Source organism: Pseudophaeobacter sp. A-200-2 (assembly GCF_041008815.1).
Classification (GTDB): domain Bacteria; phylum Pseudomonadota; class Alphaproteobacteria; order Rhodobacterales; family Rhodobacteraceae; genus Phycobacter; species Phycobacter gallaeciensis_A.
The window spans coordinates 155,615-179,308 of sequence record NZ_JAXGFU010000001.1 but is presented as its reverse complement, the minus strand read 5'-3'; the positions used below and the strand labels follow the sequence as shown (position 1 = coordinate 179,308).

The following is a 23,694-nucleotide window of genomic DNA, read 5'->3' as shown; positions in this document are numbered from 1 at the left end:
ATCTGAATGAGACGCGTAGTAATCACCGGCGCCGGCACCATCAACGCTCTTGGCCATTCTGTATCCGCCACCATGGAGGCGATGCGCGAGGGGCGTTGTGGCATCGGCGCGCTGGAGTTTCGCGATGTGGAGCGTCTGTCGATTCAGATCGGTGGCCAAGTCAGGGGCTTTGAGGCCGAAGGCCGCTTTAACCGGCAACAGATGAGCCTTTATGACCGGTTCACCCAGTTCACTCTGACCGCCGCCAAAGAGGCGATTGCCCAGTCCGGAATCGAATTCCACGGCGATCTCTCCGCGAAATCCGGTGTGGTTCTGGGCACCGCCGGCGGCGGCGTATCAACGTGGGATGACAATTACCGCTCGGTCTATGAGGACGGTAAGAACCGCGTCCATCCCTTCGTGGTGCCGAAGCTGATGAACAACGCAGCCGCCAGCCATGTGTCGATGGAATTCAACCTCAAAGGGCCGAGTTTCACCGTTTCCACCGCCTGCGCCTCCTCCAATCATGCGATGGCCCAGGCGTTTCAGATGGTGCGCAGCGGCATGGCGCCTGCGATGGTCACAGGCGGATCGGAATCGATGCTGTGCTTTGGCGGGGTCAAGGCCTGGGAAGGGTTGCGGGTCATGTCCCGGGATGCCTGCCGCCCATTCAGCGCCAACCGCAACGGCATGGTGCAGGGTGAAGGCGCCGGCGTGTTTGTCTTTGAAGACTACGAACACGCCCGCGCTCGCGGTGCGGAGATCCTCTGCGAGGTGGTGGGCTACGCCATGTCCTCGGACGCGGCGGATATCGTCATGCCGAGCAAACAGGGCGCGGCCCGCGCAATCGCTGGCGCCCTGCAGGATGCCGGAGTGGTGCCTGAAAGCGTTGGCTATATCAATGCCCATGGGACCGGCACTGCAGCGAATGACAAAACCGAATGCGCCGCGGTGGCGGATGTCTTTGGTCCGCACGCGGACCGGCTGATGATCTCCTCGACAAAATCCATGCATGGTCACCTGATCGGCGGCACCGGTGCGGTCGAACTTCTGGCCTGTATCATGGCCGTGCGCGATGGGGTGATTGCCCCCACCATCGGCTATGAGGAACCAGACCCGGAATGCGCTCTGGATGTGGTGCCCAATGAGGCGCGCGAGGCAAAGGTGGATGTGGCGCTGAGCAACGCCTTTGCCTTTGGTGGATTGAACGCGGTTCTGGCGCTGAAAAAGATCTGAACGGAGCGCTGCTCGAAAAGAAAAGCCACCGTCAGCAGTCGCTGCGGTGGCTTTTATCGTTGTCTGATCACGCCCACCGGATGGCGGGAGCGTGAAATTTCAGCTTATTGGGAGACCACGTCGACGACATTATAGCCGGCGGTGAACCCTTTCAGCGACATTTTCAGTTCGATCAGCTGGTCCGGCGCCGGGGCAGGGCGCAGGGACAGGGTGGCCTCGGTACCCTTTTTGAAGGCGTCGATATCGCCTTGGGTAAAGCCGATCTGCGCCACGCAGCCCAGTGGGTTGCAGAACGAATAGTTGTAGCGCTTGCTCGGGGCGCCATCGACCGAAATGGTCAGGGCCGCAGGCAGCAGCGTTTCCAGCGGTACGATTACGGTTGCCCCAGCAACAGCCTGTCCGCCGGTCTGATCGATGCGGAACAGCGAAACCTCGGCCATCGGGTTGCCATCAGGCGCAGTCAGGATCTGTAGCAGCGAACAGGGGTCGGTTTCTGTTTCGGTCTTGATGCAAGCCAGATCCCAGTCGCCGTGGGTTTCTTTTGCATAGCGATCCCCAATCGCCGGAGTGCCGTCATCGACGGGCTGCCCCAGGTCCAGCATTTGATCCGCAGAGGGCGCAGCCGTCTCGCCGCCGGAGTTCTGCGTTTCCTGCGCATGCAAAGGCGCAGTTGTTGCGATCATCGCAGCCAGGGCGATCGGTGTCAGGGACTTGATCATGAGTGCCTCTTTTATGTCAGGACGTCCGATACGGGATCTAGCACGATGCACATGTGGTGTCAGGTCATTATCGGCCTATCGGCGGGGAAATGCACGGCAGGATGATCAGAGCGAAGATTTTGGAAACAAAGAAAAAAGGGAACCTAACGGGTTCCCTTTTGTTTTTTTCTCCCCGTCGGACTGGCCGACTTAGTTATTGGTAGGGACGTTACGAAAGCCCCGGCCTGTGGTCAACATGGAATGACAAAAAAATTACAGCAAGGCACCCCTGAAAGGGGTTTGACCGATTTGCGAACTTTTAACCATGATTTTGAGGGTATCCATCACCTGTCGGTGCACAAAAAAAGGCCGTGCTCGGTGGCACGGCCAGTCTGACAGGGAGGAAATGACCGCCCTCACATCCGTATTTGCGTGGGCGGGCAGTTCTAAGTATTCAGTATAAAGGTTAATTAACTGTGTGGGCGTTCGGATGACGATCAGCGGGGCCGGAACATCGGGGTTCGCAGCCACCGCATCCTCGAACGCAGGCGAGTAGGAAACAGGCATGAGCGACAAGATCTTCCTGGGCGGCGGCGGCGAGGGTTATGGCATCCCGCAGGAGATGGCCCTGAAATACGCCAACCGACATGGGCTGATCGCGGGCGCCACTGGCACTGGCAAGACCGTGACGCTGCAGATCCTGGCCGAGAGTTTTTCCAACGCAGGCGTTCCCGTCATCCTTGCCGATGTCAAAGGCGACCTTTCGGGCCTCGCCAAAAGCGGAACGGTGAGCCACAAGCTGCACGAGGCCTTTACCAGCCGGGCGCAGACCATCGGATTTGACACCTATCACTATCACGCCTGCCCGGTGACCTTCTGGGACCTTTACGGCCAGCAGGGCCACCCGGTGCGAACCACCGTGGCCGAAATGGGGCCGTTGCTACTGTCGAGGCTTTTGGAGCTCAGCGAAGCACAGGAAGGCATACTGAACATCGCCTTCCGCCTTGCGGATGAAGAAGGTCTGCCGCTGCTGGATCTGAAGGACCTTCAGGCGCTGTTGGTCTGGACGGGGGAGAACCGGGCCGATCTGTCCTTGCGCTATGGCAATGTCTCGACCGCCTCGATCGGGGCCATTCAGCGGCGATTGCTGGTGCTGGAAAATCAGGGCGGCGGGCAGTTCTTTGGCGAACCGGCGCTGGAACTGTCGGACCTGATGCGCTGCGATGCAGAGGGGCGCGGCGTGATCAACATTCTGGCCGCGGACAAGCTGATGGCCGCACCAGGGCTTTATGCCACTTTCCTGTTGTGGCTGCTGAGCGAATTGTTTGAAGAGCTGCCCGAGGTGGGCGATCCCGACAAACCCCGGCTGGTGTTCTTCTTTGATGAGGCGCATCTACTGTTCGACGACGCCCCCAAGGCGCTGATCGACAAGGTAGAGCAGGTGGCGCGCCTTATCCGGTCCAAGGGCGTGGGGATCTATTTCATTACCCAGAACCCCGCCGATGTGCCTGAGGATATCCTTGGTCAGCTCGGCAACCGGATCCAGCACGCCCTGCGCGCCTTTACCGCGCGGGATCGCAAAAACCTGAAACTGGCGGCTGAAACCTACCGGGAAAACCCGCGCTTTTCGACCGAGGACGCAATTCGCGAGGTTGGCGTCGGGGAGGCGGTGACATCCATGCTACAAAAGAAGGGCGTGCCCGGCGTGGTGGAACGCACCCTGATCCGGCCGCCCTCGTCCCAACTGGGACCAATAACGGATGAGGAGCGCAAGGCCGCCCTGCAAGCGTCGGGAATGGCCGGGAAATACGACCAGACGCTGGATCGTCATTCAGCCTATGAAATCCTGGCACAGCGGGCAGCAGAGGCCGCCACCGAAGCCGAGGTGGCCGAGGAGCAGGCCGAAGCGGCGCCAGAGCCGATGGCGCGAGAGTTCAACGCCGCGCGGCGCTATTCGGGCAGCCGCGTCAGCCGATCGACCTCGCGTAGCTATGGCAGGCCCAAGGAAACCTTTGGTTCGGCCCTCTCCGAAGCAGTGATCAAAGAGTTGAAAGGCACCACCGGCCGCCGCATCGTGCGCGGGATCCTGGGCGGGTTGTTCAAAGGGCGCTGACCCGGCTAGCTCCTTTACCAATAGAAAACGCCGCCCCGGATCTTCGGGGCGGCGCTTTTTGTCTTCAGGCTTATTTCTCAGGTATCAATCCGCGTGGACTGAACCTCAGCACCAGCAGCAGAATCAGGCCCATGGTGAAGAGCCGCATGTGCGATGCGCTTTCCATCAGGTGATCCTTCAGCCAGTTGCCATCGGCCATCCCGGCGGTGATCAGCTTGATCAGCTCGATACCCATCGGCTCCACCTTGATCCAGAAGAACCAGATCAGCATGCCGCCCAGAACCGCGCCAAAGTTGTTGCCGGAGCCACCAACGATCACCATCACCCAGATCAGGAAGGTAAAGCGCAGCGGGTTATAGGTGCCCGGCGTCAACTGACTGTCGAGCGTGGTCATCATCGCGCCGGCAATGCCGCAGATGGCCGAGCCCAGTACGAAGATCTGCAAGTGACGGCGGGTGACGTCCTTACCCATGGCTTCGGCTGCGACCTCATTGTCGCGGATCGCGCGCATCATCCGGCCCCAGGGGCTTTTGAGCGCCATCTGAGCCATCCACAAAAGCGCCAGCAGCACCACGGTGAAGAGCACGGAATAGCCCAGCTTCACAAAGATGGTGGAGCCTTCGACCGCATCCAGACCCCAGCTCGCCGCGCGCTCCACAAAGGCGGGATCGTTCTGCAAATCCACCTCGTAAGGCACCGGGCGGGGCAGGCCGACGACGTTCTTGACGCCGCGGGACAGCCAGTCTTCGTTCTTCAGGACCGCGATGATGATTTCCGCAATGCCAAGCGTGGCAATCGCCAGATAGTCAGAACGCAGACCCAGGGCCGTCTTACCAATCAGCCAGGCCGCCCCGGCGGCCAGCAGGCCACCGGCAGGCCAGGCCAGCAGCACCGGCAGGCCAAGACCACCGATATTGCCTTCCAGCGCGGGGTTGATCGCCTCGACCGCCTCGACCGAGGGGTCAAACAGCGCGCGGTAGACGAAGAAGCCGACGATCAGCACTGCCAGCAGGGTCAGGGTGCGGGCGATGCCCGGCGCCATGAACCGGTAGACGGCAACCGCGCCGACGACTGTCAGCGCGCCCATCACCAGCGCCATCAGGATACCCATACCACCAGCGGTGAAGGCCCCCGGTGTGGGCGCGGTAGAGACCAGCACCACAGCCAGACCGCCAAGCGCGGTAAAACCCATGATGCCGACGTTGAACAGACCGGCAAAACCCCATTGCAGGTTCACCCCCAGCGCCATGATGGCCGAGATCAGCCCCATGTTGAGGATCACAAGGGCCGAGTTCCACGAGCCGGAGAAGACGTTGAGGAAGGTGGTAGAGCCTTCCAGCAGGATCAGAACGCCGACAAAGACGAACAGCAGCGTGTGTTTCACTGTATCGCTCATACCGATTTTCCTTTGAAGATGCCCGTGGGTTTGAACAACAGGACGATGATCAGGATCGCGAAGGAAACCGCGAATTTGTAATCCGTGCTGAGAAGCTGCATCAGCCCGTCAGGCGCCATGCTTTCCGGCAGCACGTAGGTTGCGACCTTTTTCCAGGCATAGGTGATCGTCACCTCGGAGAAGGCGATGATGAAGCCACCCGCGATGGCACCGATCGGGCTGCCAAGACCACCGACGATGGCAGAGGCAAAGATCGGCAGCAGCAGCTGGAAATAAGTGAAGGGTTTGAATGACTTATCAAGGCCATAAAGAACCCCTGCAATGGTCGCGAGCGTGGCCACGATGAGCCAAGTGTACATCACCACCCGCTCCGGGTTGATGCCGGACAGAAGCGCCAGATCCTCGTTATCGGAATAGGCGCGCATGCTTTTGCCGGTGCGCGTCTTGTTGAGGAACCAGAACAGCAGCGCCACGACGATCACGGCGGTGATCACGGTGATGCCTTGGCTGGTCTTGATGGCGAGGCCCTCGTCCAGACCGGTCATCTTCTTGAAGGCACGTGCCTTGATGATGAAACGCTCCCCATCGGCGAACCGCTGGTCGCCGGGGCCGATGATGAAGCGGACGATGCCGTTCATCATGAACATGACACCAAGCGAGACCATGACGAAGACAACCGGTTTCGCCTTCTGCTCGCGGTAGAAGCGGTAGACGGTGCGGTCGGTGACCAGCATCAGGCCCATGGTCAGCACGATACCAAAGGGCAGCGCGAGCAGGGCGGTGGGCAGCGGGCCAAAACTGATGCCCATCGACTGGAACCACCAGGTGAACAGGATCGTCACCATGGTCCCGAATGCCATGGTGTCGCCATGTGCAAAGTTCGAGAACCGCAGGACGGAGTAAACCAGCGTCACCCCCAGCGCGCCAATGGCGAGCTGACTGCCATAGGCGATGGCGGGTACGCCAACGAAGTTCGTGAATGCCACAAGGGCGTTGAGAAGTTCCATGCCTCAGCCCCCCAGGAAAGATTTGCGCACTTCGGGATCGGCCAGCAGTTCCTGACCGGTGCCCGTATATGCGTTGCGGCCCTGGACCAGGACATAACCTTTGTCCGCGATCTCAAGGGCTTGTTTGGCGTTCTGTTCCACCATCAGGATCGGCAACCCGGTGCGGGCAACCTCGATGATGCGGTCGAACAGCTCGTCCATGACGATGGGCGACACGCCAGCGGTGGGCTCGTCCAGCATGAGAACCTTGGGCTGAGTCATCAGCGCGCGGCCCACGGCCACCTGCTGACGCTGACCACCCGAGAGCTCGCCTGCCGGTTGGTTGCGCTTTTCCTTCAGGATCGGGAACAGGTGATAGACCTGCTCCATCGTGTCGCTGAAATCATCGGTACGGATGAAGGCGCCCATTTCCAGGTTTTCCTCCACCGTCATCGAGGTGAAGATATTGCTGGTCTGGGGCACAAAGCCCATCCCCTTGACCACGCGGTCCTGCGGCGAAAGCTGGGTGATATCCTCACCATCCAGACGCACCGCGCCGGAGCGCACGTTCAGCATGCCGAAAACCGCCTTCATCGCGGTGGATTTGCCGGCGCCATTGGGGCCAACGATCACGGCGATCTCGCCCGGGTTCACGGCGATGGTGCAGTCATGCAGGATGTCCGGTCCCTTGCCGTATCCGCCGGTCATGCTATCGCCGATCAGGAAGGGGCTGTCGCCCTCAACCTTGGTGGTGGGGCCGCTCTTGCGGTGGGCAGGCTGCATCGTGCCCGCGCCATGGGTGTTGGTGATCGTGGAATCCTTGTTGCCACGATCGTCCTGATACGGGTTGCCGCTCATGCGTCTGCCCCTATTTTGTCTTTGTTTTTCAGACCGGTGCCCAGGTAAGCTTCGATCACCTGTTCGTTGGCCTTGATCTCGTCCAACGTACCTTCGGCAAGCTTCTTGCCCTCGGCCATGCAGATCACCGGATCGCAGAGGCGGCCGATGAACTCCATGTCGTGTTCGATCACGACGAAGGTATACCCGCGTTCCTCATTAAGGCGCTTGATCGCATCGGCGATGGTGTAAAGCAGGGTCCGGTTCACGCCGGCGCCGACCTCGTCGAGGAAGACGATCTTGGCGTCCACCATCATGGTGCGGCCCAGTTCCAGCAGCTTCTTCTGCCCGCCGGAGACCTCGCCCGCCTTTAGATCGGCGATATGGCTGATCGTCAGGAACTCCAGCACCTCGTCCGCCTTTGCACGCAGGGCGCGTTCCTCGTTGGCGATGCGCTTGCGGCCAAACCAGGTGTTCCACAGGCTCTCACCCGACTGGCTGCCCGGAACCATCATCAGGTTCTCGCGGCAGGTCATCGAGGAAAACTCATGCGCGATCTGGAAGGTGCGCAGCAATCCCTTGTGGAACAGCTCATGTGGGGGCAGGCCGGTGATATCCTCACCATCCATGGTGACCCGCCCGGATGTGGGTTCAAGAACACCCGCAATCACGTTGAAAAGAGTGGTTTTTCCCGCGCCATTTGGCCCGATCAAACCGGTTATGGAGCCCTTTGCGATTTCAAGCGAAGCGCCATCAACCGCGTGGAACCCGCCGAAGTGCTTGTGCAAGTCCTCGACGACGATCATGTCATTTCATCCCCTAACTGCTTGTTTTTTGCAGTCTTTAAATTTGGAACAGCCCGGACGATGCCGGGCTGATCTCTCGTTTGCGTTATCCTGTTCAGGATTAACGGAATTTCACGGTGGTGTTTGCACCGTCCTTGACTTCGATCTCACGGTAGGAGCCTGCGCTCTCACCGGGGCCGATCAGCTCAACGCCGGTCGCACCCTGGAAGTCGACGTCGCCGCCAGCGGCCAGGATTTCCAGCGCCTTGCCAAGTTCACCGGGGTTGATCGGCTCACCCGGAGCGTTAGCAACTTCCATGATCTTGGGACCGTATTCCGCCGGATCGGTGGAGCCTGCAGCCTGCATGGCCAGCAGGAACAGCGCCGCTGCGTCATAGGATTCCGGTGCATAGGCCGATGTGCCGTCAAAGCCTTCCGCCTTGGCCATCTCGGCAAAGACTTCCGCGCCTTTGGAGTCGGAACCGGCGATCTGGCCAAAGGAGCCATCAAGGTCGGAACCCACGTTCTTGGGCAGGCTGTCACCGATCATGCCACCGGGCAGACCGAAGGTGTCATAGGCGCCGCTGTCCAGCGCGGACTGGATGATGCCCAGGCCGCCTTGGTCCAGATACCCGGCAACCACCAGGATGTCGCCGCCGGCAGAAGCCAGCGAGGCAACCTCGGCGGAATAGTCGCCTTTGCCGTCTTCGTGCGCTGCCACGATGGTGACTTCACCGCCGACCTTTTCAAAAGAGGTCTTGATCGCGTCCGCCAGACCCTTGCCGTAGTCGTTGTTGGTGTAGGTCAGGGCGATCGAGCTGATGTCACGCTCCTGCAGGATCTCGGCCATCACTTCGCCTTCACGGGCGTCGGAGGGCGAGGTGCGGAAGAACAGGTCGTTGTCTTCCATGGTGGTCAGGCCGGGCGAGGTCGCCGAAGGGGAGATCATCACCATGCCGTTCGGAATCGCAACGTTCTGCAGGATCGCGCCGGTCACGCCCGAGCAGTCACCGCCGATGATGCCGTTGACGCCTTCAGCGACCAGTTTTTCACCGTTGGCAACAGCCAGACCGTTGTCGATGCAGCCGGTATCTGCGCGTACAGAGGTCACCGAAGCGCCGTCCAGCAGTTTGCCGGATGCGGTGGCTTCTGCCATTGCCATTTCGGCGCCGGCACCCATGGCTGCGGTTAGCGATTCAATCGGGCCGGTAAAGCCAAGCAGAACGCCCAGTTTCACTTCCTTGGCGTGGCCACCAGCAAATGCGGTGCCCGCGGTCAGTGCAACGGCCGTTGTGGCCAGCAGTAGTTTTTTCATTTGAAAACTCCCTTGTTGGAACAAATCTGTTCACATTGGACCCTAGGCAAGGCGTTTGAAAAAAGAAAGTCCATTTGGACCTCGCTTCGCACTCGGCTTGCTTTGGGGCCGATTCCTCCATCATCAGGCATGGTTTTTATCTATAAACCCGACTGGGACGTGCCTTTACAGCGTTCCTCCGCAAAGGAAAAGAACACAATCACGCGACTGCGTTGCCAAAATTGGCCGCCAAATGCTCTCCGTGAGAGTAATCCGGGATCGGCCGATCAGGGCCGCGTGCAACGACGCACTCAGCGCGGGGCGGCCTGTGTCGATTTACTGCCGCGTTCACGATAAGGTGTGGTGTCATAATGCGCTCGGTAGCATTTCGAAAAATGCGAAGGTGAGGCAAAGCCACAGGCCAGCGCCACGTTGATGACACTCATGTCGGTCTGCATCAGCAGATTGCGCGCCTTCTGCAGACGGAGCTCCATATAATACCGCTTGGGGCTGCGGTTCAGGTAGCGGCGAAACAGTCGCTCCAGCTGGCGCGTCGACATGCCGACATCCTGGGCCAGGATCGATGGGCTGATCGGCTCTTCGATATTGCTTTCCATCATCTGGATGACCATCGACAGTTTCGGATGGCGCACGCCGATCCGGGTCGGGATCGAAAGGCGCTGGGTGTCCTGATCGGTCCGGATCGACGAATAGATCAGCTGATCGGCCACCGCATTGGCCAGCTCTTCACCGTGGTCATTGGCAATGAGTTTCAGCATCAAATCAATCGAAGAGGTCCCGCCAGCCGTAGACAGCCGGTTCCCATCGATGACGAACACCGACTTTGTCAGCTCAACCTCTTCAAACTCCTCGGAAAAACTATCCGCATTTTCCCAGTGAATGGTTGCGCGTTTTCCGTCCAGAAGCCCGGCCTTGGCCAGTGCGTAGGATGCTGTACACAGCCCGCCCACCTTCAATCCCTTGCGGGCCTCGCGCCGCAGCCAGGACAGCAGCTTCTTGCTTGTGGCACCCTGAACATCGATCCCAGCGCACAAAAGGATGGTGTCATCGCGCTGCAGTTCGCTGAGGTCACCATCAAGCTGAAAGGTGGTTCCGGCTGAGCAGGTAACCGTCTCTCCGCCTTCTGCGAGCAGCGACCATGAATAAAGCTCGCGCCCACTCATCCGATTGGCAATGCGCAAACATTCAACGGCTGAGGCAAAGGAAAGCATGGAGAACCGTTCGAGCAATACAAAAACGAACCGTTTGGTCGGACCGACGGATTCGGAAAGTTCAACTCGTTTACGTTGGTTCTGCATGGTGCGGGCCCCTGACTGTTGTGGATAATGCGCAGAGAGTCGGGCTCGTTCTGGCTGTCTTTGACCGTGCTCACAGGAATGCCGCCGGGTCAAGATGTTCAAATTCTGAACTGGCCAGTGGCCACGGGGTTTTGTATACGTGGGGCCCGAAAATACCCAAAGACCTCTTGAGCGGAGAAAAGCTATGAGTGAGTGGCAAAAATCGACCTGGCGCCAGAAACCGCGGGTTCAGATGCCCGACTATACCGACGCGGCGGCCCTTGCGGCCGTCGAGGCGCAGCTTTCCAAGTATCCGCCGCTGGTTTTTGCGGGCGAAGCACGGCGTCTGAAACAGCACCTGGCAGCCGCCGGGCGCGGCGAGGCCTTCCTGCTTCAGGGGGGCGATTGCGCCGAAAGCTTTGAACAGTTCAGCGCCGATGCAATCCGCGACACCTTCAAGGTGATGCTGCAAATGGCGATGGTTCTGACCTACGGCGCCAAAGTGCCGGTGGTGAAGGTGGGCCGGATGGCCGGGCAATTCGCCAAACCGCGCAGTGCCCCGACCGAAGTGGTGGATGGTGTTGAGCTGCCCAGCTACCGCGGCGATATCATCAACGATCTGGCCTTCAACGAGGCCTCGCGGGTGCCGGATCCGAACCGGATGCTGCAGGCCTATACTCAGGCGGCTGCAACGCTGAACCTGCTGCGCGCGTTTTCGACCGGCGGTTACGCGGATGTGAATCAGGTGCACGCCTGGACGCTCGGTTTCACCGAAAGCGAGAAGGCAGAGACCTATCGCGAGATGGCGAACCGGATCACCGACACGCTGGATTTCATGAAAGCAGCCGGGGTCAACAACGACACCGCGCATACGCTGCAGACGGTTGAGTTCTACACTAGCCACGAAGGTCTGCTGCTGGAATATGAAGAGGCGCTGACCCGTCTTGATTCGACCTCCGGCAAATGGCTGGCCGGTTCCGGCCACATGATCTGGATCGGTGACCGCACCCGCCAGCCCGACGGCGCGCATGTGGAGTTCTGCCGCGGTGTTCTGAACCCGATCGGATTGAAGTGCGGCCCGACCACCACCGCCGAGGACCTCAAGGAGTTGATGGCCAAGCTGAATCCCGAGAACGAAGAGGGCCGTCTGACGCTGATCGCCCGCTTCGGCGCCGGGAAGGCCGCGGATCATCTGCCGCGCCTTATCAAGGCGGTGAAGGAAGAGGGCGCCAATGTCACCTGGGTCTGCGACCCGATGCATGGCAATACCATCAAGTCCACCAGCGGTTACAAGACCCGGCCCTTTGACAGCGTTCTGCGCGAGGTGCGCGATTTCTTCGCAGTTCACACCAGCGAGGGCACCATTCCCGGCGGCGTGCATTTCGAGATGACCGGTCAGGATGTCACCGAATGCACCGGCGGCGTACGGGCTGTCACCGATGAGAACCTCAGAGACCGCTACCATACGGCCTGTGATCCGCGCCTTAACGCCAGCCAATCTCTGGAACTGGCGTTCCTGGTAGCGGAAGAGCTGTCCACCCTGCGCGGTCAACGCGGTGGCGCCGCTGCGACAGCCGAGGCTGGCTGAAGCGAGGGGTGTTTGCCTTAGGGGCTGCTCCTAGGGGGCTGATAACAAAAGAAAAGCCGCTCCATTCGGGGCGGCTTTTTGCTGTGAGCGGCATAGCGGACTTGAAAACGGTGAAGCCTGGCAGAAAAGGGAACGCCCCGGGAGTTCTTCCGCGGGGCGTATTTTCCGGTGCTATGACCTTGGACCGGAATCTCGGCCGGATTGTTCCGGCTATGTCTGTGTTTAGTCGCGACTGACCACCAGGCGCAGATGTGATCCACGTTTGGGCGCCTTCTGGCTGGCACCGCCGTCTGCGGTTTCACCCGGTTTTTCTGCATCCGGCGTGGCCTTCAGGGTGCCGCGATCGGCAAGGGCGCGCGCCTCGTCCAGAATGGACTTTTCGGTCGTGAACCGCTCCTGTGTTTCTGCAAAGCCGGGGTTCGGCGTATTAACATCTTGCTTTTCGTCGCGCGGCTTGGCCTTGAATTCGCCATCGGTGCTGCCCTGCGAGATGGTCCGCATCTCGATCGAGGACACCGTGAAGCGCTGCGATGTTCCCGTCGGGTTGCCTTCCGAGACGAAAACGCCCAGCGCCCGGCTGACATCGCCAAGATCACTGCGCAGCGGCAGCAACAACATCCGTGCCTCACGTCGGCCCCGCAGGCGCGAGGGTTCGGTTTGCAGCTCCAGCTCAACGATAGCGGGGGCTTCGAACATATGCTCCAATGCGGCGCTCAGCTGTTTGCGGGCATCGGGGGTGAAGAACGCCGTGATCGGCATTCCACGCACTTCCATGCCTGCCATCTCGTTGACCTTCTGGCCCGCAAGGCGGAACCGGGCGATGCCAGGGGCCACGCGTTCGAGAATGAAGGTCTGGGACAGGATGTTCTCCAGGCCACGCGGGTCAATCTGCGAGCGGCTGGGAATATCGTCGCCCCGACGCAGGGCTGTCCAGTAGGCTTCTGCCTGGCGCATCGCCGACACGGGGGTGTGGCTGCGGAAGTTGTCCATCGGAACCACCTTGTCGTGACCCTTGTTCTGTCCAGAGCTTTTGCGACCGCCGAAAAACATGTCCGTGTCCTTTTGCTTGCCGGGAGAATCCCGACTGTCTGCGGCGGCAGGTTAAGCTTTCTTAAGACTGCTTAACAATATCCGCCCAAATCCTTACTGCTTCATTAATATGGCACAATATGATTCAAATTATGACTATTTCTTCAAGCAATGGTTAACGGGATCCGGATAGGCCTTCTATACCAAAGAATAAGGCCTGCATCCGTTGTGCTTATCGGCGCCTTTGTGGCAATGTCGCGCGCAGAAAACGACAAAGGGCTGAGTGTATGACTGTGAACAGCATGACAGGATTCGCATCCGCGCAAGGGGGCCTTGATGCGCATAGCTGGGGTTGGGAAATCCGGTCGGTCAACGCCAAGGGGCTGGACCTGCGCCTGCGCATTCCCGATTGGCTGGAAGGTCTGGAACCCTTTGTCAGATCAACACTTTCCAAATCTCTATCGCGCGGGAATATCTCGCTGACCCTGCGTTTGACGCGCCGGGAAGAGGGGGGCGGGCCACTGCAACTGAACCCGGCGGCACTCACGTCGGTGTTGGAGGCACTGGCGCAGACCGAAGCAGCCGCGCAGGCGGCGGGAGTGGACCTGAAACCATCGTCGGCATCGGACATTCTAGCCCTGCGCGGGGTGATGGAACACGCGGTGACAGAGGACGACCCGGCGCCGCTGGTGGCCGCGCTGAAGGACGAATTCTTAACCCTTTTGGCGGGCCTCACCGAAATGCGGCGGACCGAAGGCGCCCAATTGCTTAATGTATTGAAGCGTCAACTGGACCAAGTGGAGGCCCTCAGCGCTTCAGCGGCGGCTCTGGCAGAAGAGCGCAAGCCCAGAATCGCGGAAACTCTTAAGACCAATCTTGAACGGGTTCTGGCGAATTCCGATGGCATGGACCCCGACCGTCTGGCGCAGGAACTGGCCCTGATCGCGGTCAAGGCAGACGTGACCGAGGAAATCGACCGTCTTGCCGCCCATGTGCGTGCGGCGCGTGAGCTGTTAGAGGCCGGTGGCCCGATCGGTCGCAAGCTGGATTTCCTGATGCAGGAGTTCAACCGCGAGGCCAATACCCTGTGCTCCAAGGCGCAAAGCAGCGATCTGACCGCTGTCGGGCTTGAGCTGAAGGCGATAATAGATCAGATGCGCGAGCAAGTGCAGAACATCGAATGACCCAGACCATAGAATTTGAGGAGAGCAGCTGATGGCTGATCGGCGAGGCCTATTGATCATCCTGTCGTCGCCGTCCGGCGCAGGCAAATCCACACTGGCGAAACGGCTGCGGAGCTGGGACGACAGCATCCGGTTCTCGGTCTCTGCCACCACCCGTGCCCCGCGCGAGGGTGAGGTCGACGGTCAGGATTACCACTTCAGCACGGTGGATGAATTCAAAGCTGCCGTCACCGAAGGCGAGATGCTGGAACACGCGCATGTCTTCGGCAACTTCTACGGCTCTCCCAAGGGGCCGGTGCGGGCGGCGATCAACGCGGGTCAGGATGTGCTGTTTGACATCGACTGGCAGGGTGCGCAGCAGATCCGCAATTCGGACCTTGGCCAGCACACACTGTCGATCTTCCTCTTGCCGCCCTCGATCCACGAGCTGCGCCGCCGACTGGAAAGCCGCGGTCAGGACGATGCCGACACCATCAAGAGGCGGATGGAGAAAAGCTGGGACGAAATCAGCCACTGGGGCAGCTATGACCATGTGCTGATCAACGACGATCTGGACACCACCGAGGAAGCCCTGCGCACCATCATCACCGCGACCCGCCTGCGCCGGATTCAGCAACCGCACCTGGTGGATCACGTGCGCGGTCTGCAAGCAGAGTTTGAGGAAATGTCATGACCCTTTACGCCCTTGGAACAGACAAGCCCGAGATCCACGAAGATACCTGGGTTGCCCCCGATGCCAACCTGGTCGGCAAGGTGGTGATGGAGGCCGGATCTTCGGTCTGGTTCGGCTGCACCATCCGCGCCGACCACGAAGAGATCCGCATCGGCGAAGGATCAAATGTGCAGGAGAACGTCGTCATGCATATTGACGCTGGGTTCCCATTGAGCATCGGCAAGAATTGCACCATCGGTCACAAGGTAATGCTGCATGGCTGCACCATCGGCGAAAACTCCCTGATCGGGATGGGCGCGACCGTGTTGAACGGCGCCAAGATCGGCAAGAACTGCCTGATCGGGGCAGGCGCGCTGATCACCGAGAACAAGGAAATTCCCGATGGCTCCCTGGTCATGGGCGCTCCGGGCAAGGTTGTGCGTCAGGTAGATGAAGCAACAATCGAAAAGCTGAAGTGGAGCGCGCTCCATTACCAGGACAACATGCGCCGCTTTCGTGAAGAACTGCAAAAGGTCGACTAAATGAGAAATTCCAAAGGCTCGCTGATGCGGCCCGATCCGCTTCCCCATAGTGCAAGCCACCCGGTCGTGACGCCGCTCAGCCCCTCGGTGGTTTACGCCAGCGAAACCCCTGATGCGCTGGATGACCAATATGAAGGCCGCGTGCACGGCTATACCTACTCCCGCGAGGGACATCCGAACGCGGATGTGGTGGCCAAACGTCTGGATGCGATGGAAGGCATGTCGGGCGGGGTTGTCACCGGTTCGGGCATGGCAGCGGTTTCTGCGGTTCTGCTGGGGCTGACAAAGACCGGCGATCACGTGATCGGCGGCAACCAGCTTTATGGCCGCTCGCTGCGCCTGATGAAGGAAGACCTGCCGCGTCTGGGGATCGAAACCAGCCTTGCCGATCCGGCGGATATTGCGGCCGTGCGGGCTGCGATCCGTCCCGAGACCAAGATGATCCTGGTCGAAACCGTGTCGAACCCGACACTGGCGGTGGCGGATATCGACGGGTTGTCGGCGCTGTGCAAGGAGACCGGCATTCTGCTGGTGGTGGACAATACCTTTACCACTCCGCGCGGGTTTCAGCCGTTCGACCACGGCGCCGATATCGTCATCCATTCGATCACCAAACTGCTGGCCGGCCACTCCGATGTGATGCTGGGTTATGTGGTGGCACGCGATCCGGCGCTGAATGAGCGGCTGAGCGTGTTTTCCGTCACCACCGGCATGACGCCCAGCCCGTTTGATTGCTGGCTGGCCGAGCGCGGCATGCTGTCCTTTGAGCTGCGGTTCGAGCGCAGCCAGGCCACGGCAGCGGCGCTGGCCGATCATCTGGCCGGGATGCCGGGTGTCAAGCGCGTGATCTACCCGACGCGCAAAGATCACCCGGATCATGACCGCGCCATGGATCTGCTCAAGGGGCAGGGCTGCAATATGGTCAGCTTTGAACTCGAAGGCGGCCGGGCCGCGGCCAACGCATTTACCCGCGCGGCGGACGGGCTGAACTTTGCCCCGACGCTGGGTGATGTGGGCACCACCCTGTCGCATCCGGCCTCCTCGTCGCACCGGGCGCTGACGCCAGAAGAACGCGCGGGCCTCGGCCTCAGCGAAGGGTTCTTCCGGGTGTCGGTTGGTCTGGAGGACCCGGCGGCGCTACTGGCGGTGTTCTCCGACGCGGTCGCGGCGGCCGCAGCGTCATAATAAAACCGTTACATTGGAAAGGTACACGGGCCGAACCGCCATCCAAAGGGGCCAAAGTGCCATGACGCAAGAGCTGATCGAAGGGTTTCTCGAAGCCATCCCGCTGCCTGCGGTGCTGGTGGATCAGACCGAACGCTTCATCGGTGCCAATGCGGCCGGCACCACCCTTTTGGGGCAGCAACTGAAGGGGCGGCACTTCGCCACCATTCTGCGCCAGCCCGGCGTCACCGCTGCAATCGAAGCCTGTCTGCAGGACAAATCTGCGCGCACCGCCCGACATCTGTCCAATGACGGCGCGCAGGACACCACATTCGAGGTGAGCCTGCGCTACGTCCCCGGCATCGGCGCCGTCAATGGCGGCGCCGTACTGTTGTGTTTCACCGACGTGACCGAGCGCGAACAGGCTGGCCAGATGCGCCGCGATTTCGTCGCCAACGTCAGCCATGAATTGCGCACGCCGTTGACCGCGCTGATGGGGTTTATCGAAACCCTGCGCGGCGCCGCCCGCGACGATCCGGCAGCCCGTGATCGCTTCCTGGCGATCATGGAAGGGGAAGCCAGCCGGATGAACCGTCTGGTCGGCGATCTTCTGTCCCTTAACCGCGTCGAGAGCGCGGAGCGGGTGCGGCCAAAAGAAAAACTGGACCTTACGGCGCATCTGACATCCACCCTAAAATCCATGCAGCCGCTGGCTGAGGCCGGCAATGTCGCCCTGTCGCTTGAGGCGCCCGACGAGCCGGTGCATGTCACCGGCGATTCCGATCAGCTGCAACAGGTCTTCACCAACCTGATCGAAAACGCCATCAAATACGGTGGCGATGAGGTGCGCGTGGTGCTGACGCCGATGGAGCGGGATCCGGCCCTGCGCGCTCCGGCGGCCCGCATCCAGGTGATCGACAATGGTCCGGGCATTGATCCGGTACATCTGCCACGCCTGACCGAGCGTTTCTACCGCGCCGACAGCCATCGCTCGCGCGAGCTGGGCGGTACCGGTCTGGGTCTGGCAATCGTCAAACACATCATCAACCGGCACCGGGGCCGACTGAGGGTTGAAAGCGATCTTGGGGCAGGGGCATCCTTCACCGTGATCCTGCCGCAGTAACCTTCCTGCGCCACCATCCGCTTCCGAAAAACGAAGGGTATGAACGCCTCCTTGCGGATTGCACAGGGGCGTATGGGCGCCGTGAACCAGTAGGATAAGGTTTTTGTCACAATTTCCGTCACAATCCGGCGATTGTCATATGCCTGTTACATACCTGTCACAAAAGCCACATGACCGCCCTTTAGCAGGAGGCCAAGATCATCGTGGGGGTGATCGTGAACCTTCTAACACCTCATGGAGACTGAAATGTCCTTTGTGAAACTTTCCGCATCCGCCCTGGCAATCGCTGCCGTTTCGGCCACCGCTGCCGCCGCACGTGATCAGGTGCAGGTTGCCGGCTCCTCGACCGTGCTGCCCTATGCCTCGATCGTTGCCGAAGCCTTTGGCGAAAACTTCGACTTCCCGACACCGGTTGTTGAATCCGGCGGTTCTTCGGCCGGTCTCAAGCGTTTCTGCGAAGGTGTTGGCGAAAACACCATCGACGTTGCGAACGCATCGCGCAAAATCAAAGACAAAGAAATCAAAGCCTGTGCCGAAGCTGGTGTCACCGACATCATCGAAGTCCGTATCGGTTATGACGGCATTGTCTTTGCCTCCGACATCAACGGCAACGGTTTCGAATTCACCCCGACCGACTGGTACCTGGCTCTGTCCGACGAAATCATGGTCGACGGCAAAATGGTCGCCAACCCGAACAAAACCTGGGCCGACGTGAACCCGGCCTTCCCGGCGCAGCCGATCCAGGCCTTCATCCCCGGCACCAAGCACGGCACCCGCGAAGTCTTCGAAGACAAGGTGATCCTGGCAGGCTGCGAAGCCACCGGCGCATTCGAGCACATCCTGGCCGGCGCCGAAGGTGACAGCGACAAAGCCAAGAAGAAAGCAGCCGAGAAAGCCTGTATCTCCCTGCGCACCGACGGCGTCTCCGTGGACATCGACGGTGACTACACCGAGACTCTGGCCCGCATCGAGAGCAACAAAGACGGCATCGGCGTCTTTGGTCTGGCCTTCTACGAGAACAACACCGACAAACTGCAGGTCGCAACCATGTCCGGTATCGTTCCCTCCACCGAAAGCATCGCAACCGGCGAATACCCGGTCTCGCGCCCGCTGTTCTTCTACGTGAAGAAAGCCCACATCGGCGTGATCCCCGGCCTGAAAGAATATGCTGAATTCTTCATCGCCGACGAAGTTGCAGGCCCCGATGGCCCGCTGGCCGAATACGGTCTGGTTGCAGACCCGGAACTGGCGAAAACCCAGGAAGCGGTTGCAAACGAAGACGTAATGGGTGGAAACTCCTAATCATTCCCCCGCTGATCTGATTTGGCCGGGGGACGTTCCCCCGGCCATTTCTCTGTCCAATCGGACACTCTGAATTTTAATCCGCCACCAAACGGAGCCTTTGATGCCGACGTTCTGGCTTGTTGTTCTACTCTGTGTCATCGCGGCCGCCGGATATGTTCTGGGCCGTCGCCGCGCGCTTGCTTCGGCCGGTGGTGACCCCCGCCTGCTGCATTCCCTGCCGAGCTACTACGGCTCTCATGTGGGGTTGAGCGCACTGATCCCGTCTTTGGCGGCTCTGGTGATCTGGCTATTGGCCCAGCCCATGCTGATCGAAAACCGGGTGTCCTCCATGATCCCCGCGGATCTGGTGCCGGAAAACGCCTCGCTCAGCCTCGTGATGAGCGATGTGCGCCGGGTGGCCGAAGGGCTGGATCTGGCGGTTGAGCAGGGCGCGCTGAGCGCCCGTGAAGTGCGCGAATTTGACAGCGAGACCGGCGACCTGCGGGGCATTCTGGGGGAGGTTGGCGTCGCGCTTGGCGCTGATGTGCGTCCCGAAGTTCTGGACGCCGCGCGCGCCTACCGGGGGCTGTCGCACACAGGCCGCACGGCAATGACCGTCGCGGTCCTCTTGCTGGCGCTTGGCGGCTTTGGGTTGGCATATCGCAAGTCGGACAAGGATTTCCGCGCCCGCAACGTGGTGGAGCGGGTTGTCATGGCGCTGCTGATCCTAGCGGCCTCTCTGGCGATCCTGACCACGATCGGCATCGTTCTGTCGATGCTGTTTGAAACCAAGAATTTCTTTGGGCTGCATTCCTGGACCGACTTCTTCTTTGGCACCACCTGGGCGCCGAATTTTCGCGGTGACAGCGAATTGTCGATCCTGCCGCTGCTCTGGGGCACGCTCTATATTTCCTTCATCGCGCTGCTGGTGGCAGTGCCCGTGGGGTTGTTCGCAGCGATCTACCTCTCCGAATACGCCGGCCCGGCGGTGCGCGCCTTCGCCAAGCCTCTGCTGGAGATCCTCGCAGGTATCCCGACCATCGTTTATGGTCTCTTTGCCCTGTTGACTGTCGGCCCCTTGCTGGTGCGCTTCTTCGGTCAGGGCGAAAACGGCGTTCTTGGCGTCGAATGGATGAGCGGCGCCACCTCGGTTCTGACGGCTGGGTTGGTCATGGGCATCATGCTGATCCCCTTTGTCTCGTCCCTGTCCGATGACATCATCAACGCGGTGCCGCAGTCGATGCGCGATGGCTCACTTGGCCTTGGCGCCACCAAATCCGAAACCGTGCGCCAGGTGGTTCTGCCGGCCGCGTTGCCGGGCATCGTCGGTGCCGTGCTGCTGGCGGCTTCGCGCGCCATCGGCGAAACCATGATCGTGGTCATGGGGGCAGGGGCGATTGCCAAATTCTCGCTCAACCCGCTTGAATCGATGACCACCATCACTACCCGCATCGTCAGCCAGCTGACCGGCGACACCGATTTCGCAAGCCCGGAAACGCTGGTCGCCTTCGCTCTGGGCCTGACCCTCTTTGTTCTGACGCTGGGGCTCAATGTTCTGGCCCTTTATATCGTGCGCAAATACCGGGAGCAGTACGACTAATGACCGATATCAGTCACACCTCCGGCGGCTCTGGCGGGCCACAGACGACCAAGGGCGGATCGCTCCTGTCGCAAAGCCCCCGCACCCGCAAACGCAACGCCGCTGAGACCCGGTTCAAGGCCTATGGCATTGCGGCCATCCTTGTGGGCCTGATGATGCTGGCCGTCCTGGTCACCACCATCGTGGGCCGCGGCGCGGGCGCCTTTCAGCAGACCTTTGTCACGCTGAACGTGGAACTGTTGGAAAGCAAACTCGACAAGAAAGGCAACCGCGACATCGAGGACATCAAGAAGGTCACCACCTTCGGCTATGCCCCGCTGGTCAAGGGCGCGATGCAGGACATGATCGACGCGCGCGGCATCGAAACCGGGCTCAAGTCCAAGGACATGGCCGGCCTTCTGTCCAAGAACGCCGTCGCCCAGCTGCGGGCCTTTGTCATCGAAAACCCCGATCAGATCGGACAGACGGTCGAGTTCCGCTTTCTCGCGCAAAGCCGCGTTGATGGTTACCTGAAAGGGCGCGTCAGCCGCGACAGCATCGAGAATGACAAGAACATCTCGGCCGCGCAGCTGGATCTGGTCGATGCGCTGGTCGCCGAAGGCGTGATCGAGAAGACTTTCAACATCGATTTCATCATCGGCGCGGATGCCTCTGACCAACGCCCCGAGGCCGCCGGCATCGGTGTGTCGATGATGGGTTCCCTGTTCATGATGCTGGTGGTGCTGGCGCTGGCGCTGCCCATTGGGGTTGCAGCGTCGATCTACCTTGAGGAATTCGCACCCAAGAACTGGCTCACCGACGTGATCGAGGTTAATATTTCGAACCTCGCCGCTGTGCCGTCCATCGTCTTTGGTATCCTGGGCCTTGCGGTGTTCATCAACTACATGCACCTGCCGATGTCGGCGCCGCTGGTGGGTGGTCTGGTACTGACGTTGATGACCCTGCCGACCATCATCATCTCGACCCGCGCGGCGTTGAAGGCGGTGCCGCCGTCGATCCGTGATGCGGCGCTGGGTGTCGGTGCTTCGAAAATGCAGGCGGTGTTCCACCACGTGCTGCCCCTGGCCGCGCCCGGCATCCTGACCGGCACCATCATCGGCCTGGCGCAGGCGCTTGGCGAAACCGCGCCGCTCTTGCTGATCGGCATGGTGGGTTTCATTGCCTCCAACGCACCGGAAACCCTGGCCGATGGTCTGCTGGCGCCGAACTCGGCAATGCCCGCGCAGATCTATGAATGGGCCAAACGCGCCGATCCGGCCTTTTACGAACGGGCCTGGGGCGGCATCATTATCCTTTTGGTTTTCCTCGTAACCATGAATACGGTGGCCGTGATCCTGCGCCGCCGCTTTGAACGCCGCTGGTAGGGGGCACCGATATGAACGACATGAGTAGACTGGATAAGACTGTGACCAACACGATCAAAATCTCGGCCAGCGACGTCAACGTCTATTACGGCGACACCCACGCGATCAAAGACGTCAATGTCGAGATCGAAGACAATACCGTGACCGCCTTCATCGGTCCTTCGGGCTGTGGCAAGTCGACCTTCCTGCGTTGTCTGAACCGGATGAATGACACCATCGACATCTGCCGCGTCACTGGCAAGATCCTGCTGGACGGCGAAGACATCTATGACAAGCGGGTCGATCCGGTGCAGCTGCGCGCCAAGGTTGGCATGGTGTTCCAGAAACCGAACCCCTTCCCGAAATCGATCTATGACAACGTGGCCTATGGCCCGCGCATTCACGGGCTGGCCCGGAGCAAGGCCGAACTGGATGAGATCGTCGAAAAATCCCTGCGCCGCGGCGCCATATGGGATGAGGTAAAGGACCGCCTGCACGCGCCGGGCACCGGCCTGTCCGGTGGTCAGCAGCAGCGTCTGTGCATCGCCCGTGCCGTGGCGACCGAACCCGAAGTCCTGCTGATGGACGAGCCCTGTTCTGCGCTGGACCCGATCGCCACCGCCCAGGTCGAAGAGCTGATCGACGAGCTGCGCGCGAGCTATTCGGTGGTGATCGTCACCCACTCGATGCAGCAAGCTGCCCGCGTCAGCCAGAAAACCGCCTTCTTCCACCTCGGCAACCTGGTTGAGTTCGGCAACACCGGTCAGATCTTCACCAACCCCGAAGATCCGCGGACCGAAAGCTACATTACCGGCCGTATCGGCTGATCCCTCATTGCAAGGACTGAGACATGGAAGAGCAACATATCGCATCCGCATTTGACCGGGATCTGGAGGCGATCCAGGCCCGGATCATGAAAATGGGCGGGCTCGTCGAAGCCGCCATCATGGAATCTGCGCGCGCGCTGGAAACCCGCGACGAGGAACTGGCCCAGAAGGTGCGCGCCGACGACAAGGCCATCGATGGGCTTGAAGAGCTGATCAACGAGGAAGCTGCTCGGGTGATCGCCATCCGCGCCCCGGCTGCGGTGGATCTGCGCGTGGTGCTGTCGGTGATGAAAATCGCCGGCAATCTGGAACGCATCGGTGATTACGCCAAGAATATCGCCAAACGCACCGGGGTCCTGATCCAGGGCCATGATGCGCTGGACAGCGCCGCCGCCCTGCGCCGGATGGCGCGTGAGGTTGAACTGATGCTGAAGGATGCGCTGGACGCCTATATCCAGCGCGATGTCGAACTGGCGGGCGATGTGATCACCCGCGACCGCGACGTCGACCAGATGTATAATGCGCTATTCCGCGAATTCCTGACCCATATGATGGAAGATCCGCGCAACATCACGCCCTGTATGCATCTGCATTTCATCGCCAAGAACATCGAACGCATGGGCGATCACGTGACATCGATCTGCGAAGAGCTGATCTACTTGGTTACCGGCAGCCGTCCCGAGGACGACCGGCCCAAGGCCGATACCACCTCAACCACTCCGCAGGAGGTCTAAGA

The 23,694-nt window shown here is 60.4% G+C and carries 21 protein-coding genes; 13 read left to right on the top strand and 8 right to left on the bottom strand.

Features of this window, described 5'->3' with window-relative positions; all coding sequences use genetic code 11:
- Positions 1–6 precede the first annotated feature (6 nt).
- Positions 7–1,215 (top strand): beta-ketoacyl-[acyl-carrier-protein] synthase family protein, encoded by a 1,209-nt coding sequence (locus tag SM766_RS00800; RefSeq protein ID WP_368946589.1) that lies wholly within the window; start codon positions 7–9, stop codon positions 1,213–1,215.
- A 104-nt stretch (positions 1,216–1,319) separates the two neighbouring features.
- Here the strand turns inward: SM766_RS00800 and SM766_RS00795 are convergent, their stop codons facing one another.
- Positions 1,320–1,934, bottom strand: coding sequence for an invasion associated locus B family protein (locus SM766_RS00795; RefSeq protein ID WP_274828105.1), 615 nt, complete (start codon positions 1,932–1,934; stop codon positions 1,320–1,322).
- 544 nt (positions 1,935–2,478) lie between these two features.
- Here SM766_RS00795 and SM766_RS00790 point away from each other — a divergent pair.
- A complete protein-coding gene (locus SM766_RS00790) occupies positions 2,479–4,026 on the top strand; it encodes a helicase HerA-like domain-containing protein (protein WP_368946588.1) in 1,548 nt (515 codons plus the stop codon).
- Positions 4,027–4,096: 70 nt separating this feature from the next.
- Here the strand turns inward: SM766_RS00790 and SM766_RS00785 are convergent, their stop codons facing one another.
- The 6 genes from SM766_RS00785 to SM766_RS00760 form a co-directional block, all read right to left on the bottom strand.
- Positions 4,097–5,422 carry a branched-chain amino acid ABC transporter permease gene (locus tag SM766_RS00785; protein WP_368946587.1) on the bottom strand — a complete coding sequence of 442 codons (1,326 nt, stop codon included), beginning with the start codon at positions 5,420–5,422 and terminating at the stop codon, positions 4,097–4,099.
- On the bottom strand, positions 5,419–6,429 hold the full coding sequence (locus tag SM766_RS00780; protein WP_065270268.1) for a branched-chain amino acid ABC transporter permease: 1,011 nt from the start codon (positions 6,427–6,429) through the stop codon (positions 5,419–5,421). Before SM766_RS00780 ends, SM766_RS00785 begins: the two co-directional genes overlap by 4 nt.
- Before the next feature lie 3 nt (positions 6,430–6,432).
- Complete coding sequence (locus SM766_RS00775) at positions 6,433–7,266, bottom strand: ABC transporter ATP-binding protein (RefSeq protein ID WP_274834128.1); 834 nt, start codon at positions 7,264–7,266, stop codon at positions 6,433–6,435.
- Entirely contained in the window at positions 7,263–8,051 is a 789-nt protein-coding gene (locus SM766_RS00770) for an ABC transporter ATP-binding protein (RefSeq protein WP_065270269.1), read from the bottom strand. The genes SM766_RS00775 and SM766_RS00770 overlap by 4 nt, the downstream gene beginning before the upstream one ends.
- 100 nt (positions 8,052–8,151) lie before the next feature.
- Positions 8,152–9,345 (bottom strand): ABC transporter substrate-binding protein, encoded by a 1,194-nt coding sequence (locus SM766_RS00765; protein ID WP_065270270.1) that lies wholly within the window; start codon positions 9,343–9,345, stop codon positions 8,152–8,154.
- Positions 9,346–9,635: 290 nt separating this feature from the next.
- The gene (locus SM766_RS00760; RefSeq protein WP_065270271.1) at positions 9,636–10,643 is read right to left on the bottom strand and encodes a GlxA family transcriptional regulator; all 1,008 of its coding nucleotides are present in this window, start codon (positions 10,641–10,643) and stop codon (positions 9,636–9,638) included.
- Positions 10,644–10,827: 184 nt separating this feature from the next.
- Between SM766_RS00760 and SM766_RS00755 the strand changes: the two genes are divergently transcribed.
- The gene (locus SM766_RS00755; protein ID WP_368946586.1) at positions 10,828–12,210 is read left to right on the top strand and encodes a class II 3-deoxy-7-phosphoheptulonate synthase; all 1,383 of its coding nucleotides are present in this window, start codon (positions 10,828–10,830) and stop codon (positions 12,208–12,210) included.
- A gap of 222 nt (positions 12,211–12,432) precedes the next feature.
- Here the strand turns inward: SM766_RS00755 and SM766_RS00750 are convergent, their stop codons facing one another.
- Positions 12,433–13,260 (bottom strand): PAS domain-containing protein, encoded by an 828-nt coding sequence (locus SM766_RS00750; protein WP_368946585.1) that lies wholly within the window; start codon positions 13,258–13,260, stop codon positions 12,433–12,435.
- Between the two features lie 266 nt (positions 13,261–13,526).
- Here SM766_RS00750 and SM766_RS00745 point away from each other — a divergent pair, with 266 nt between their 5' ends.
- The 10 genes from SM766_RS00745 (at position 13,527) to phoU (ending at position 23,692) form a co-directional block, all read left to right on the top strand.
- Positions 13,527–14,423 (top strand): YicC/YloC family endoribonuclease, encoded by an 897-nt coding sequence (locus SM766_RS00745; RefSeq protein WP_065270274.1) that lies wholly within the window; start codon positions 13,527–13,529, stop codon positions 14,421–14,423.
- A gap of 31 nt (positions 14,424–14,454) precedes the next feature.
- Positions 14,455–15,096 (top strand): guanylate kinase, encoded by a 642-nt coding sequence (gene gmk / locus SM766_RS00740; protein WP_274828111.1) that lies wholly within the window; start codon positions 14,455–14,457, stop codon positions 15,094–15,096.
- Positions 15,093–15,617, top strand: a complete 525-nt coding sequence (locus SM766_RS00735) for a gamma carbonic anhydrase family protein (RefSeq protein ID WP_274828112.1) — start codon at positions 15,093–15,095, stop codon at positions 15,615–15,617. Before gmk ends, SM766_RS00735 begins: the two co-directional genes overlap by 4 nt.
- Entirely contained in the window at positions 15,618–16,802 is a 1,185-nt protein-coding gene (locus tag SM766_RS00730; RefSeq protein ID WP_368946584.1) for a trans-sulfuration enzyme family protein, read from the top strand.
- 61 nt (positions 16,803–16,863) lie between these two features.
- A complete protein-coding gene (locus SM766_RS00725) occupies positions 16,864–17,904 on the top strand; it encodes an ATP-binding protein (protein WP_274832244.1) in 1,041 nt (346 codons plus the stop codon).
- Positions 17,905–18,150: 246 nt separating this feature from the next.
- The gene (locus tag SM766_RS00720; RefSeq protein WP_274832245.1) at positions 18,151–19,206 is read left to right on the top strand and encodes a substrate-binding domain-containing protein; all 1,056 of its coding nucleotides are present in this window, start codon (positions 18,151–18,153) and stop codon (positions 19,204–19,206) included.
- Positions 19,207–19,309: 103 nt separating this feature from the next.
- The gene (gene pstC / locus SM766_RS00715) at positions 19,310–20,788 is read left to right on the top strand and encodes a phosphate ABC transporter permease subunit PstC (protein ID WP_065270279.1); all 1,479 of its coding nucleotides are present in this window, start codon (positions 19,310–19,312) and stop codon (positions 20,786–20,788) included.
- Positions 20,788–22,152 (top strand): phosphate ABC transporter permease PstA, encoded by a 1,365-nt coding sequence (gene pstA, locus SM766_RS00710; RefSeq protein WP_274834132.1) that lies wholly within the window; start codon positions 20,788–20,790, stop codon positions 22,150–22,152. The genes pstC and pstA overlap by 1 nt, the downstream gene beginning before the upstream one ends.
- An 11-nt stretch (positions 22,153–22,163) precedes the next feature.
- Positions 22,164–22,958, top strand: coding sequence for a phosphate ABC transporter ATP-binding protein PstB (gene pstB / locus SM766_RS00705; protein WP_065270281.1), 795 nt, complete (start codon positions 22,164–22,166; stop codon positions 22,956–22,958).
- Between the two features lie 23 nt (positions 22,959–22,981).
- Positions 22,982–23,692, top strand: coding sequence for a phosphate signaling complex protein PhoU (phoU, locus tag SM766_RS00700; protein WP_065270282.1), 711 nt, complete (start codon positions 22,982–22,984; stop codon positions 23,690–23,692).
- Positions 23,693–23,694 lie beyond the last annotated feature (2 nt).

Bases quoted from the DNA above. Each gene is read 5' to 3' on its own strand.
- SM766_RS00800 (WP_368946589.1), top strand. From the start codon at position 7: ATGAGACGCGTAGTAATCACCGGCGCCGGCACCATCAACGCTCTTGGC.
- SM766_RS00795 (WP_274828105.1), bottom strand. From the start codon at position 1,934: ATGATCAAGTCCCTGACACCGATCGCCCTGGCTGCGATGATCGCAACA.
- SM766_RS00790 (WP_368946588.1), top strand. From the start codon at position 2,479: ATGAGCGACAAGATCTTCCTGGGCGGCGGCGGCGAGGGTTATGGCATC.
- SM766_RS00785 (WP_368946587.1), bottom strand. From the start codon at position 5,422: ATGAGCGATACAGTGAAACACACGCTGCTGTTCGTCTTTGTCGGCGTT.
- SM766_RS00780 (WP_065270268.1), bottom strand. From the start codon at position 6,429: ATGGAACTTCTCAACGCCCTTGTGGCATTCACGAACTTCGTTGGCGTA.
- SM766_RS00775 (WP_274834128.1), bottom strand. From the start codon at position 7,266: ATGAGCGGCAACCCGTATCAGGACGATCGTGGCAACAAGGATTCCACG.
- SM766_RS00770 (WP_065270269.1), bottom strand. From the start codon at position 8,051: ATGATCGTCGTCGAGGACTTGCACAAGCACTTCGGCGGGTTCCACGCG.
- SM766_RS00765 (WP_065270270.1), bottom strand. From the start codon at position 9,345: ATGAAAAAACTACTGCTGGCCACAACGGCCGTTGCACTGACCGCGGGC.
- SM766_RS00760 (WP_065270271.1), bottom strand. From the start codon at position 10,643: ATGCAGAACCAACGTAAACGAGTTGAACTTTCCGAATCCGTCGGTCCG.
- SM766_RS00755 (WP_368946586.1), top strand. From the start codon at position 10,828: ATGAGTGAGTGGCAAAAATCGACCTGGCGCCAGAAACCGCGGGTTCAG.
- SM766_RS00750 (WP_368946585.1), bottom strand. From the start codon at position 13,260: ATGTTTTTCGGCGGTCGCAAAAGCTCTGGACAGAACAAGGGTCACGAC.
- SM766_RS00745 (WP_065270274.1), top strand. From the start codon at position 13,527: ATGACTGTGAACAGCATGACAGGATTCGCATCCGCGCAAGGGGGCCTT.
- gmk (WP_274828111.1), top strand. From the start codon at position 14,455: ATGGCTGATCGGCGAGGCCTATTGATCATCCTGTCGTCGCCGTCCGGC.
- SM766_RS00735 (WP_274828112.1), top strand. From the start codon at position 15,093: ATGACCCTTTACGCCCTTGGAACAGACAAGCCCGAGATCCACGAAGAT.
- SM766_RS00730 (WP_368946584.1), top strand. From the start codon at position 15,618: ATGAGAAATTCCAAAGGCTCGCTGATGCGGCCCGATCCGCTTCCCCAT.
- SM766_RS00725 (WP_274832244.1), top strand. From the start codon at position 16,864: ATGACGCAAGAGCTGATCGAAGGGTTTCTCGAAGCCATCCCGCTGCCT.
- SM766_RS00720 (WP_274832245.1), top strand. From the start codon at position 18,151: ATGTCCTTTGTGAAACTTTCCGCATCCGCCCTGGCAATCGCTGCCGTT.
- pstC (WP_065270279.1), top strand. From the start codon at position 19,310: ATGCCGACGTTCTGGCTTGTTGTTCTACTCTGTGTCATCGCGGCCGCC.
- pstA (WP_274834132.1), top strand. From the start codon at position 20,788: ATGACCGATATCAGTCACACCTCCGGCGGCTCTGGCGGGCCACAGACG.
- pstB (WP_065270281.1), top strand. From the start codon at position 22,164: ATGAACGACATGAGTAGACTGGATAAGACTGTGACCAACACGATCAAA.
- phoU (WP_065270282.1), top strand. From the start codon at position 22,982: ATGGAAGAGCAACATATCGCATCCGCATTTGACCGGGATCTGGAGGCG.